The sequence below is a fragment of the Mesorhizobium sp. WSM4836 genome, from assembly GCF_055811815.1.
The window spans coordinates 47934-60603 of record NZ_JBVVQF010000003.1 but is presented as its reverse complement, the minus strand read 5'-3'; the positions used below and the strand labels follow the sequence as shown (position 1 = coordinate 60603).

At 62.5% G+C, this 12670-nt stretch carries 12 protein-coding genes and 1 tRNA gene; 5 read left to right on the top strand and 8 right to left on the bottom strand.

All coding sequences use genetic code 11. From position 1 onward, the window contains the following. Window positions 1-2: 2 nt before the first annotated feature. The 5 genes from yihA to rpmH all read right to left on the bottom strand — a co-directional run bounded on the left by yihA (window position 3) and on the right by rpmH (window position 3790). Entirely contained in the window at window positions 3-662 is a 660-nt protein-coding gene (gene yihA, locus AC0L2P_RS04465) for a ribosome biogenesis GTP-binding protein YihA/YsxC (RefSeq protein ID WP_473500036.1), read from the bottom strand. Further along, on the bottom strand, window positions 659-1297 hold the full coding sequence (locus AC0L2P_RS04460) for a CatB-related O-acetyltransferase (protein WP_473500035.1): 639 nt from the start codon (window positions 1295-1297) through the stop codon (window positions 659-661). The genes yihA and AC0L2P_RS04460 overlap by 4 nt, the downstream gene beginning before the upstream one ends. A 144-nt stretch (window positions 1298-1441) precedes the next feature. Continuing rightward, the gene (gene yidC, locus AC0L2P_RS04455) at window positions 1442-3265 is read right to left on the bottom strand and encodes a membrane protein insertase YidC (protein WP_473500034.1); all 1824 of its coding nucleotides are present in this window, start codon (window positions 3263-3265) and stop codon (window positions 1442-1444) included. 13 nt (window positions 3266-3278) lie between these two features. Continuing rightward, window positions 3279-3632 (bottom strand): ribonuclease P protein component, encoded by a 354-nt coding sequence (rnpA, locus tag AC0L2P_RS04450; RefSeq protein ID WP_473500033.1) that lies wholly within the window; start codon window positions 3630-3632, stop codon window positions 3279-3281. A 23-nt stretch (window positions 3633-3655) separates the two neighbouring features. Then, window positions 3656-3790, bottom strand: coding sequence for a 50S ribosomal protein L34 (rpmH, locus tag AC0L2P_RS04445; RefSeq protein WP_008833937.1), 135 nt, complete (start codon window positions 3788-3790; stop codon window positions 3656-3658). Between the two features lie 334 nt (window positions 3791-4124). On the opposite strand from rpmH, the gene AC0L2P_RS04440 reads away from it, so the two are divergent. Then, window positions 4125-5612, top strand: a complete 1488-nt coding sequence (locus AC0L2P_RS04440) for an ATP-binding protein (protein ID WP_473500032.1) — start codon at window positions 4125-4127, stop codon at window positions 5610-5612. A 323-nt stretch (window positions 5613-5935) separates the two neighbouring features. Beyond that, a tRNA-Arg gene (locus tag AC0L2P_RS04435) sits at window positions 5936-6012 on the top strand. Between the two features lie 322 nt (window positions 6013-6334). Here AC0L2P_RS04435 and AC0L2P_RS04430 read toward each other — a convergent pair. Beyond that, window positions 6335-7294, bottom strand: coding sequence for an aldo/keto reductase (locus AC0L2P_RS04430; protein ID WP_473500031.1), 960 nt, complete (start codon window positions 7292-7294; stop codon window positions 6335-6337). 170 nt (window positions 7295-7464) lie between these two features. On the opposite strand from AC0L2P_RS04430, the gene AC0L2P_RS04425 reads away from it, so the two are divergent. Both AC0L2P_RS04425 and AC0L2P_RS04420 read left to right on the top strand, forming a co-directional pair. Continuing rightward, on the top strand, window positions 7465-8364 hold the full coding sequence (locus AC0L2P_RS04425) for an AraC family transcriptional regulator (RefSeq protein WP_473500314.1): 900 nt from the start codon (window positions 7465-7467) through the stop codon (window positions 8362-8364). A 155-nt stretch (window positions 8365-8519) separates the two neighbouring features. Next, on the top strand, window positions 8520-8768 hold the full coding sequence (locus AC0L2P_RS04420; protein ID WP_473500030.1) for a hypothetical protein: 249 nt from the start codon (window positions 8520-8522) through the stop codon (window positions 8766-8768). Window positions 8769-8891: 123 nt separating this feature from the next. On the opposite strand, the gene AC0L2P_RS04415 is transcribed toward AC0L2P_RS04420, so the two are convergent. Continuing rightward, the gene (locus tag AC0L2P_RS04415; RefSeq protein ID WP_473500029.1) at window positions 8892-10034 is read right to left on the bottom strand and encodes an alpha-hydroxy acid oxidase; all 1143 of its coding nucleotides are present in this window, start codon (window positions 10032-10034) and stop codon (window positions 8892-8894) included. Window positions 10035-10102: 68 nt separating this feature from the next. Then, window positions 10103-11209 (bottom strand): LacI family DNA-binding transcriptional regulator, encoded by a 1107-nt coding sequence (locus tag AC0L2P_RS04410; RefSeq protein ID WP_473500028.1) that lies wholly within the window; start codon window positions 11207-11209, stop codon window positions 10103-10105. Between the two features lie 454 nt (window positions 11210-11663). On the opposite strand from AC0L2P_RS04410, the gene AC0L2P_RS04405 reads away from it, so the two are divergent. Beyond that, window positions 11664-12626, top strand: a complete 963-nt coding sequence (locus tag AC0L2P_RS04405; protein WP_473500027.1) for a sugar-binding protein — start codon at window positions 11664-11666, stop codon at window positions 12624-12626. The last annotated feature ends 44 nt before the right edge of the window (window positions 12627-12670 follow it).

Sequence of the window (12670 nt, the reverse complement as noted above, 5' to 3'; positions counted from 1 at the left end):
GCCTATCCGCCGTTGGCGGCGAGCACGATCGCCGCACGCAATTCCTCGAGGCCCTCGCTCTTTTCCGACGACGTGGCGAGCACGAAGGGAAAGGCCGCCGGGCGTTTCTTGATTTTCGCCAGCGTCTCCTCGATCAGCCGCGGCACCCCGGCCGCCTTGATCTTGTCGGTCTTGGTCAGCACGATCTGATAGGACACCGCCGTCTTGTCGAGCAGCGACAGCACCTCGTCGTCCTTGGCCTTGATGCCATGGCGGGCATCGATCAGCACGTAGACGCGCTTCAGCGTCACCCGGCCCTTCAGATAGTCGAAGACGAGCTTCGTCCATTCGTCGACCTTTTCCTTCGGCGCCGCGGCGTAGCCATAGCCCGGCATGTCGACCAGCGCCATCGGCGGCAGATCGGCGCCCTCTCCCGAAAATCCGCCCGGCACGAAATAATTGAGCTCTTGCGTCCGGCCCGGCGTGTTGGAGGTGCGCGCCAGCCCCTTCTGGTTGACCAGCGCGTTGATCAGCGACGATTTGCCGACATTGGAGCGGCCGGCAAAGGCGATCTCGGGTGGACCCTCCGGCGGCAGGAATTTCATCGCCGGCACGCCGCGGATGAAGATCCAGGCTCGCGTGAACAATTCGATGCCGATCGTGGTCTTGCTCAACGCGTTCAAACCGCTGTCTCCAGAAGAAAAATGTTGCTGCCGCGAATGGCATCGAGATTGCGGCTGATCTTTTCAACCGGCCAGTGCCACCACGCCAGTGCCAGCAGCCGCCGGATAATTCCGTCATCGAAGCGCATCTTTACCAGCTTGGCCGGATTGCCGGCGACGATCGCATAGGCCGGCACATCGTGCGTCACCACCGACTTTGCCGCGACAATGGCGCGGTCGCCGATCTTGACGCCCGGCAGCATCACCGCTTCCATGCCGATCCAGACGTCATTGCCGACGATTGTGTCGCCACGCACCTCCTTCGACCACGTTGCCGGGTCGAAGCCTTCCTCCCAGCCATGACCAAAGATGTTGAACGGATAGGTCGAAAAGCCGGACATGGCGTGATTGGCGCCGTTCATGATGAAGCGCGCACCCTCGGCAATCGCACAGAACTTGCCGATGACCAACCTGTCGCCGATGAACGGGTAATGGTGCAGCACGCATTTTTCGGCGAATTTGTCGGGTCCGTCAGGGTCGTCATAATAGGTGAAGTCGCCGATCTCGATATTTGGCCCCGTCACCATCGGTTTCAGAAAGCCGACGCGCGTGTGCAGCAGGATCGGATGCTTGATCGATGGATTGGGTCCGGTCATGTCGAGCTCCGTCGAGCAACTGCCAGCCAGGTCAAAATAGCGCGATCCGTCCGGCAGTACCAATCGCTTAATCCGGGCCGGCAGCTTGTGCAAAAAGCCCCGGACGAACCGGGGCTTTCTGGTTTCGCATCATCGGAGCGCCGGCTATTCCGCCGGCGATGGTTTCTTGCGGAACAGCGCGACCAGATTGTCCCACAATTCGATCTTGGCGCCTTGCCGCTTCATGATCACGCCCTGCTGCAGGATCGACAACGTGTTGTTCCAGGCCCAGTAGATGACCAGACCGGCCGGAAAACCCGCCATCATGAAGGTGAAGATCACGGGCATCCAGGTGAAGATCGCCGCCTGCGTCGGGTCCGGCGGCGTCGGGTTCATGCGCATCTGCAGGAACATTGTCACGCCCATGATCAGCGGCCAGACGCCGATCATCAGCATATGCGGCAAGGTGATCGGGATCAGCCCGAACAGATTGAAGATCGATGTCGGGTCCGGCGCCGCCAGATCCTGGATCCAGCCGAAGAACGGCGCGTGCCGCATCTCGATGGTGATGTAGAGCACTTTGTAAAGCGAAAAGAACACCGGGATCTGCAACGCCACCGGCCAGCAGCCGGCGAGTGGATTGATCTTCTCGGTCTTGTAGAGCTCCATCATCGCCTGCTGCTGCTTCATCTTGTCGTCCGCGTATTTCTCGCGGATCTCGAGCATCTTTGGCTGCACCTTCTTCATGTTCGCCATCGATGCATAGGACTTGTTGGCGAGCGGGAAGAACAGCGCCTTGACGATGACGGTGGTGGCGAGGATCGCCAGCCCGAAATTGCCGAAGAATTTGTAAAGCGTGTCGATCAGCCAGAACATCGGCTTGGTGATGAAATAGAACCAGCCCCAGTCGATCAGCAGGTCGAACTGGCGAATATGACGGTCCTTTTCATAGGCGTTGATCGTCGAAACTTCCTTGGCACCGGCGAATATCTCCGACTCCACGGTCGTTGACTGCCCGGGAGCGATCGTGACCGGATCGGACAGGAAATCGGACTGGTAACTATGCGGGTGGGGCCCGCTCTTGAACTCGAAATAAGAGAATTTGGGCTGAAATTCGCGGCCGCCTGGCGGCACCAGGGTCACCGCCCAGTATTTATCGGTGATGCCGAGCCAGCCGTCGGTCGACTTGCCTGGCTTGAATTCTCTTTCCGATTCGACCTTGGAGTATTTGTACTCTTGCAGGCCTTCGCTGCCGGTAACGCCGATCAGGCCCTCGTGCAGCACATAGGTGCTGGCGATAGCCGGTTTGTCGAAACGGGTGACGCGGCCATAGTTCGACAACGTCGCGGGCGCCGAGCCGCCGTTCTGGACCGTGTCGGACACGGTGAACATATATTGGCTGTCGACCGAGAAGGTGCGCTTGAAGGTCAGGCCCTTGTCGTTGGTGAAGGTCAGCGTGACCGGTGTCGCCGGTGTCAGCGTCGCATTGCCGTCGGTCTGCCAGACGGTGTCTGGGCCGGGCAGCCTGCCGACATCCGGTGTGCCGGAAAAGCCGATCTCGGCGAAATAGCCATTTGGCAGGGACGCCGGGTTGAGCAACGCGATCTCGGGCGAGGTCTTGTCGACCGTCTCCGTGTAGTGCTTGAGCTTGAGATCATCGAGGCGCGCGCCGGTGAGGTTGATCGAGCCTTCGAGGCTCGGCGTGTCGATCTTGACGCGGCTGGTTGAGGCAATCGCCTGGTCGCGGCCGGCCGGCGTCACCGCGTCGCCGCCAGGCGCGCTCGGAATGGCGCCCGGCTGCACCGGTGTTTCGCTGGCGCCCGGGCTGGTGCCTTGGGCGGCCTTCTTCTGCTCCGCCACGCGCTGTTCTTCGATGCGGGCGGCTTCGCGCTGCATCTCGCTGCGCGGCATTACGTAGAAATATTGCCAAAGCGCCAGGATCAGCACCGACAGTGCGATGGTGATGAAGAAATTGCGGTTGTTTTCCATCGAAGCCCTTGGCCTATCGTGTTCCACGCAGTCTGCGGGAGAGTTCGGCCTTCAACTGGCCGAACGGAGTGGTAAGCACGTCTTCGCGCCCGACGATGACATAATCATTGCCCGGCACCATGTCATCCGCGGCATGCGTGCGCACGGCCTCTTTCAGCCGCCGCCGGATGCGGTTGCGAACGACGGCGTTGCCGACCTTCCTGGTGACGGTATAGCCGACGCGCGGCGCCTCGCTGTCGCCGCGGCCTAGAACCTCGACGAGGAAAAGCCGCCCGCGGCGCTTTTCGCCGCGGCGGACGGCCAGGAATTCCGCGCGCTTCAGAAGCCGCTTGGGATGGGGACCCGTTGGCTTGCCGGTTGCGGGCAACGATCTTGTCTCTCGCTTGGTGCTCAGGCGCTGAGACGCTTGCGGCCGCGGTTGCGGCGGGCTGCGACGACGCCGCGGCCACCCTTGGTGGCCATGCGGGCGCGGAAACCGTGCCTGCGTTTGCGGACGAGTTTGGACGGCTGGTAAGTACGCTTCATTTGTTTAAATACCGCGGGGTGCGGCCCTTCTTGATTCTGTCACTTTGTAACAGGAGCTTTGCCGGGCCGGTTTTGGCGCGATCGAAACCGCGCCGGGACGAATGGCCCGAGCGTGAGCGGGCTTATAGAAAGAAGGGTTTTGGAAGTCAATCCAGCGCGTGGGGCCGGTGTTGCCGGGCTCGCAGAGAGGTCTTGCGGCCCTTTGTCCGGCTTCGACCAAGGATGAATTTGGCAAAAAAGCCGCAATCGCCTAATCTCACCCGATCAAGCGATCGTGAAGACAAGCGGTCCTTGAGACAAGCAGCCGTGATGACAGGCAGCCGTGACGACGAGCATGAGTGAAGTCCCAGCAACCGAGGACAGCATCGCCCAGGCGAAGGCCGCCACCCGCAGGGTGCCGTTGGCGCGCGGCTTGTCGACCAAGCTGCTGCTGCTCACCATCGTCTTCGTGCTCTTGGCCGAAATCCTCATCTTCGTGCCCTGGATCGCCAGCTATAGGCTGAGTTGGCTGAAGGAGAGGCTGAGCACCGCCGCCGCGGTTTCCATCGTCCTAGTGCAGGGCGAACCCGCCTCGCTGTCGCGTGCCGCCCAGAACGACGTGCTGATGGCGATCGGCGCCAAGGCGATCGCGGTGCGCGACGGCGGCGTCTCGCGGCTTCTGGTCGTGGCCGAGATGCCGCCGCAGGTCGACGAGCATATCGACATCGCCAATGTCGGCATGATCAAGGGCATGACCGGCGCGTTGGACACGCTGTTTTTCGGCGGCAACCGCATGCTGCGCGTTTTTGGGCCGGTCGGCGACAGCGACAAGGAATTCGAGCTGATCATGCCCGACTACCGCCTGCGCAATGCCATGCTGATCTATTCGCGCAACGTCGCCTTCGTCTCGCTGCTGATCTCGCTGTTCACCGCCATGCTGGTCTACGCCGCGATAGACCTAATCATGATAGGCCCGATCAGGACGATGACACGCTCGATGCTGTCCTTTTCCGAGGCGCCCGACGATCCCGGCCGCATCATTCACCCCGCCGCCCGGGCCGATGAGATCGGCGTCGCCGAACGCGAGCTGTCGCAGATGCAGGAGCGGCTGCAAAAGATGCTGACCGAGCAGAAGCACCTGGCCGATCTCGGCCTGGCCGTGTCGAAGATCAACCACGACATGCGCAACATCCTCGCCTCGGCGCAGCTGATGTCGGATCGCCTGCGCCAGGTCAAGGACCCGACCGTGCAGGCCTTCGCGCCAAAACTGCTGCGCGCGCTCGACCGTGCGGTGTCCTACTCGGAGGGCGTGCTGGCCTATGGCCGCACCCAGGAGCCGCCACCGTCGCGCCGCAGGCTGCGGCTGCGCCAGCTGGTCGAGGACGTCCAGGGCCTGCTCGAAATCGAATGCGGCATCGAATTCGTCAACGCCGTCGATCCGGTGCTCGAGGTCGATGCCGATTCCGACCAGCTATTCCGCGTACTCACCAATCTTTGCCGCAACGCTGTGCAGGCGATGGCGGCCGACACCGAGAGCGCCGTGGTGCGTCGCTTGACCATATCGGCCGAGCGCATCGGCAGCGTCAGCCGCATCGTCGTCACCGATACCGGCCCCGGCCTGCCGCCAAAGGCGCGAGAAAACCTGTTCGCGGCATTTCGCGGCTCGGCCCGCAGCGGCGGCACCGGCCTTGGCCTGGCGATCGCCCATGAATTGATCCGCGCCCATGGCGGCACGGTGGAGCTGGTCGAAAGCATCGGCGGCCGCACCACATTCGCCGTCACCATTCCCGACCAGCCGGTCCGGCTCGACCAGGCTCGCAATGGGCTGCGCCGCCCAGCGTAACGGGCCGTTTCGTTACGATCGTTTCAATCCGCAAAGGGTTGGTGCGAGACTATGAGCCATCGGCTCGGCCGCCGTGCAACGGCTCGTTTCGTTACGGACCGTTCCGATGGCAAATGACTGATCCAAGACTACGGACCTATCGGCTCGGCCGCCGCGTGAAGTGATCCTGCCTTCGCCGGCCGGCGCATGCCGGCAAAGCATGACGGCAAAACTTTTGGCCAGGATCGGCTTGCTTTTCGCAAATTCAGTCGCTAGGGAACAGCTCACATTCGCGGCCGGTCGCCAGGATCGGATCGCCGGCTATGCAAAGCATGGCCTGTTGCGCGCCCGTAGCTCAGCTGGATAGAGCACCAGACTACGAATCTGGGGGTCAGGAGTTCGAATCTCTTCGGGCGCGCCATTTTCTCCAAGAAATGCAAGAGGTTGGCCGTCCGCGCCTCGCTGGTATCTTCCCAGCTTTGGCGACGGGAAGATCATGGTAGCCAAAGGCCATAACAGCGACACCGAAAGGCATCCGGTTGAAGGCTGGACGGGTCCGGGGTCTGAAAAGGTGAATTGAGGCTCGGGCGAAGCTTGAGGAGCGCGCACGCGCCAACCGGATCTAAGGTTCAGATGCGCCCTGTCGGCGTGATCGGCAACGCCGTGCGCGTCAGTGCCACGTCTCGTCCTTCGGCTTCTCTGTGGCCCGTTCGAACCGCTGCTGGCGCTCGCGGGGCGAAGTTTTAGAGCTGCATCTCTTTTTCCCACCAACCGCGGGTGTTCACGTTAGCGGCGTCAGCGAGAGCTTCCAGCTCTTCAATATCGTCGCGGGAGAGCGTCATGCTGGTGGCCCGGACCAGACCATCGATGTAGTTGGGCTTGGTGACGCCGATGATGGGTGTCGTGCCCGTGGCGATAGCCCAAGCGGTCGCAACGTCGGGAACTGCGGCACCCTGCTTCTGGCCGATCGAGGCGAGCCCGTCCGTCAGCGCCTTCAGCTGAGGCAGCATGCCATTGTAAGTCTGCGCCCGGCTGCTGCCTTCCGGCAGCGGGTTCTCCGGGCTGTATTTGCCGCTCAGGGCGCCCTGTTCAAGCACCATATAGGCGAAGAACGGGGTGCCGTGCTTGCGGCAGTAGTCCAGAATGCCTGCACGCTCAGAGCTGCGGTAGAGGAGGCTATAGTGGTTCTGGATGGCTTCGACCCGAAACCCGGCTTCTCCGAGAATCTGGTTGGCGAGCTCGATTTCGCTCAGGTTATGATTCGAGACGCCGACATGTTTAACCTTCCCCCTCTTCAGCAACGGGATCAGGTGCGGAGTCCACCGCGCTACATCGGCTGGATTGTGAATCCAGTAGAGGTCGATGTAGTCAGTACCGAGCCGGGCCAGACTCTGCTCCAGCATGTTCGCCACCGGATCATCGCTGGTCCCCGCGGCCTGCGGGGTGAACTTCGTGGAGAGCTGGTACTCGCTGCGGGCGTAGCGCTTCAGCACCTCCCCGAGTACGGTTTCTGAACGGCCCATGCCGTACACTGCCGCGGTATCCCACAGGTTGAAGCCGGCCGCATGCGCCTTGTCCGCGACCTCTTCCAGGCCAGCCCGGGTCAGGGGGCTGCCGAAGTAGCCGTCGCCAGTCTCGCCACTGTCGCCCCAAGCCCAGGTCCCCAGTGCGACCGTGGGGATCTTCGGATAATCGATTGTCATGTTCGCTCCATACTTGTTCTGCTGCTAGGTTGCTGTGACCCAGGCGCTGCCGATACTATGATGCGCGGCGACGCCGAACCGTTAGCCTGATGCGCCGGGATTCCTGCCTAATCCTCCAGAAGCTGCGGTTTGCATTGCCGCGCTTCCGCGCGCGTGCGATGGTCAGATTCATGGAAACACTGACTGAAATCGCGGCCGTGATTGCCCGGCACGTCTCGAAGGATGGCTTCCACGCCACCCCCATCGAACGTGTGACGCTTGTGCGATCCTCCACGGTGACGATGCCGATGCCGAATGTTTACCGGCCGCAACTGTGCCTCGTTGCGCAGGGCCACAAGGAGGTCACGCTGGGCGACCGCCTGTTCAGATATGCACCGGGGCGCTATGGGGTCGTGACCTACGACCTGCCGGTGACCGGCCAGGTGGTCGAGGCGACGCCTGACAAGCCCTATCTCTGCCTGTACCTCGATTTCGATCCGGTCATGCTGGGGGACCTGGCGTTGCGCGTGCCGCCGCCGCCGGGAGCGCCCTCTCCGCCCATAGGCAAGACGGTGTCCGACGCCGGCGCTGGTCTGCTCGATGCGGCGCTACGCCTGCTGCGCCTGCTCGACGATCCGGCAGCGCTGCCCGTGCTCGGGCCGCTTGCCGAGCAGGAAATTCTCTATCACCTGCTTGCCGGTCCGGACGGCGCCAGGATGCGCCACATCACCTCCAGCCAGGGTCGGGTAGCCCAGGTCGGCCGCGCCATCGCCTGGATCGGGAAGAACTTCCGGGAACGGTACAGCATCGAGCGGCTTGCCGCGGAAGTAGGCATGAGTCCGTCGAGCCTGCACGAGCATTTTCGCGCCGTGACGGCGATGACGCCGCTGCAATTCCAGAAGCAGCTCAGGCTGCAGGACGCGCGCAGCCTGATGCTGGTCCAGGACATTGACGTCACGACCGCCGCCTTCCGCGTGGGTTACGAAAGCCCGTCGCAGTTCAGTCGCGAATATCGCCGCCACTTTGGAGAACCACCGGCGCGCGACATAGCCCGCTTGCGTGCTTCGCCGGGCCTGGCAGTGGTAGCTTGAGTTCAGCTGGGCGCCATACCTGCCAAAAGAGCGGTGGTCGGCTAAAGCTGCTCAGTCGGCCTGCTTAACCTCTGGACCTGGTTCAGTGGCGGAACTGGCGTGCAATTCTGGCCGGTGCATTCCTCCACAGGATCGTTCGCCGGCGGGAGACAGTTTTGGCCTTCACAATGAACGGGCGGCTGCGCTTTGGCGGCTTCGTTGTTCGGCGACACGGGCCGATCCTCAGCGCGAACGCCCGTCAAACCAAGTCCGATCATGGCCGTGCACAAGAGCGCAATCCGAAGCAAATTCATTTTTCGCCTCCGCAATTGACGGCGCGACGCAGGCTACACCTTTCAACTGCGGCGAACATCCTGTCAGCCGCGAACGGCGTTAACAGCGCGTTACACGCAGCAGCAGCTTGAAGGCGGATATACGGATGCTGTTTCCGGCGAGGCCGTCTTCGACACGGACGGCAGGAGCGGCGGCCGATCGGTATAGTGTTCGCACTTCGAAAAGCTTACGCCGTGCGCCACTTCCCCGCCGCCTCACCTAAACCGCACATTCGCCCTGGAAAGCTCTGCTATCGACCTGCATCCCATCAGCCGCATGCCGCGTTCGATCTCGGTTCGCATCAGGCCGAGCGCCCGCTCGACGCCGGCCTGTCCGGCGGCTGCCAGCGGGAAGAGATAGTAGCGCCCGACACCGACGGCCTTGGCACCCAACGACAGGGCTTTCAGCACATGCGTGCCGCGCTGGACGCCGCTGTCGATGATCACGTCGATCTTGTCGCCCACCGCGTCGACGATCTCCGACAGCTGGTCGAAGGGGCTGCGCGAGCCGTCCAGCTGCCTGCCTGCATGATTTGAAAGGACGATGCCGGTGCAGCCGATATCGACGGCGTTTCTGGCATCGGCCACGCTCATGATCCCCTTGAGGCAAAACTGGCCGTTCCAGAAGCGGACCATGTCTTCGACGTCCTTCCAATCCAGCGATGGGTCGAGGAGTTCCGTGAAATAGCGGCTGATGGAAAGCGCGCCGCCGCCGAGATCGATATGCCCGTCCAGCTGCGGCAGGCTGAACTTCTCGTGCGTCAAATAGTCGATGGCCCATCTCGGCTTGATCGCAAACTGCATCATGCCGCCGAGCGTAAGCCGAAAGGGGATCGAAAAGCCGGTCCGCAGGTCACGCTCGCGGTTTCCGCCGGTGACGCTGTCGACCGTCAACATCATCACCTCGACGCCGGACGCCTTGGCGCGCTCCATCATGGCGCGGTTCAGGCCCCGATCCCTGTGGAAATAGAACTGATAGACCTGCGGCGTCCTGTGCTTGCGGACTTCCTCCAGGCTGACCGTGCCGAGCGACGAGACGCCGAACATCGTGCCGAATTTTTCCGCCGCCGCGGCGACGGCGCGCTCGCCGCTATGGTGAAACAGCCGCTGGAGAGCCGTCGGCGAACAGTAGACCGGCATCGCCAGCTTCTGGCCCATGACGGTGACCGACATGTCGACCTGTCCGACGCCGGCAAGGACGTTGGGGACGAGATCGCAGTCCTCGAAAGCCGCCGTGTTGCGCCGCAGCGTCGTCTCGTCGTCCGCGCCGCCATCGATATAGTTGAAGATCGGGCCTGGCAGGCGCTGTCTGGCCAGCCGGCGGAAGTCCTGAAAATTATAGCAGCTTTGCAATCTCATGAAATCAATCGGGTATATGCCGGGCCCGATGTCAAGCCTGTGCCATTGTCGATCGCCGCGGCCTCGCCTCAGCCCGCCACAGCGCCAACCGATTCCCGCTCCACCAGCGGACATTCGAGCTTGGTGACGGCATAGCGGCCGCGACCGGGTGGCGCGGGGGCTTCCAGCTGCTCGATCGCCCATTGTCCCATCGCCATATGCGGCAGGATCGACGTCGTCAGCGGCGGGAACAGATGCCGCGCGATCTCCTCGTCGTCATAACCGATCACCGAAATATCTCCGGGGATGCGCAGGCCGGCCTCCTTCAGCGCCTCGTAGCAGCCGATCGCGGTGCGATCGTTCTGGCAGAAGATGGCGGTTGGCCGGTCCTTCACCGCCAAGAGCTTGACGGTCGCGGCATAGCCGGCGCTCGCCGACCAATCGCCTTCGACGACCAGCGCCGGGTCGAACGGGATGTCGGCCGTCGCCAGCGCCCGGCGGTAGCCCTTCAGGCGGTCCTGCGCCGCCTGCATCCAGGGCTCGCCGGTGATGGTGGCGATACGTCTGTGGCCATGGCTGATCAGGTGTCGGGCCGCGCTCTGCCCGCCGGCGATCTCGCTCGGCACCACGGCGGGGAAGGCATAGTCGGCTGTGTAGCAGTTGAGCAGGATGACCGGAATGTCGAGGCCGTAGAGATAGTCCGGCGCGACGATCTCTCGGGTGAAGATGGTCATGTAGATCAGTGCCGAAATGCCCCGCTTGGTCAGCGCCGCGATGGCCCTGGGCTCCATCACCTCGTCGCCCATGGTCTGCGCCACCAGCAGCACATTGCCGGCGTTCCACGAGGCTTGCCGCGCCCCTTCGATGGCGACGACCGCCTCCGGGCTGGTCGCCAACTGATCGACGGCGAAGCCGATGACGCCATCCACCCCGTCAAATGCGGCAACCGGGGCTCGCAGGGCGGAAAACACCGGCGGCGCATAACCGAGGGCCCGCGCCGCCTCGATCACCCGCTCGCGCGTTTGCTGCGACAGCCTGATGCCCGGCGTGTTGTTGAGCACGAACGAAACCGTCGCCTGCGAACAGCCGGCGGCCTTGGCGATGTCGGTCATGGTAACCCGGCCCTTGGAGTTTTCCCCGGACAGCTTGCGCCGTCTGGTACCCTGAAGGACCGCATCCCGAAGTGGTTCGTTCATGTCACTGGTCCTCGAATCTCGCATTTATAAGGCAAAGCGCTGCTAATAAATATAATCGGCCTTAGTAGGCGATCTAGTCGCCAATTCGAAATGGCAGGGACTGGAAAGGCCTCTCCTTGCTGGCGAGAATTCCGATCAAACTAATACTCTTTACTAATATCCGGCATCTCTATAACGTCAATCCATCATGCTCGGGCGACATCGGACCGCGCATGTTCGGAACGCAAGCCGGCCTGGTATCGAACGGTTCCCGTCAGCCGAAGCTCGCCTGCCGTTCCGGGAAATGTCAGACAAATCGGACTATTTACGAACGGCGAACGAGTCTCTAAAGTCGATGATCGCGGCTGGAATGGCGTCGTTCTTCGCTGCCGGAACCCTTGAGGAGGAGGGCGTCCAAACCGCGCCGGCAAGTTCATCATCAGCGAAAATCACTGAGTCAAATGGGAGGTTGAACATGAAATCTGTAATACGAAATGCGTCCGTCGCGGCTGCGGCCCTGCTGCTCGGCCTGTCTGTCAGCGCAATCGCGCGGGCCGACGACAAGCCGACACTGGCCTTCGTCGTCAACGGCGCTTCCGATTTCTGGAAGGCGGCCGAAGCCGGCGTCAAGAAGGCTCAAGCCGAACTGCCCAATTACAATCTGGAACTCAAATATCCGGAGCAGTCCTCGGTCGCCATCCAGCAGCGCCTGATGGACGATCTGGTGACGGCCGGCGTGAAGGCGATCATGGTCTCGGCCGTCGATCCCAAGACGTCGACCGACGGGCTGAACAAGATCGCCTCGGAAACGGCGTTGTTCACCACCGACAGCGACGCACCGCAGACCAAGCGTGTCGCCTATATCGGCTCGTCCAATGTCGATGCCGGCAAGCAGGCGGCAGAGATCGCCAAGAAGGCAATGCCTGACGGCGGCAAGTGTCTCGGCTTCGTTGGCCTGCTCGGCGCCGACAATGCCAAGGAACGTATTCAGGGCATGAAGGACGGCCTCGCAGGCACCAAGATCGAATTGGTCGACGTGCGTGGCGACGACATCGATCAGGCTCGCGCCAAGAAGAACGTCGAGGACGCGCTGGTCGCCAGCCCCGACGTCACCTGCATGGTCGGCTTCTATTCCTACAACACGCCGCGCATCTATGAAGCGCTGCGCGACGCCGGCAAGCTCGGCCAGATCACCGTCGTCGGCTTCGACGACGATCCGATCACGCTGGGCGGCGTCAAGGAAGGCACCGTGGCCGCCACCGTCGTGCAGCAACCCTTCGAATGGGCCTATCAGGGCATGAAGCTGATGGCTGCCTATCTCGAGGGCGACAAGTCGGGCATTCCCGCCGATGGTCTGATCATCATCCCGACCAAGATCATCGGCAAGGACGATGTCGACGCCTACGCCGCCAGCCTCAAGGCGATGTCTGGAAAGTGAGCGAATTAGGTTGCGCCGGCTCAAGGTTCGCCTTGAGCCGGCGT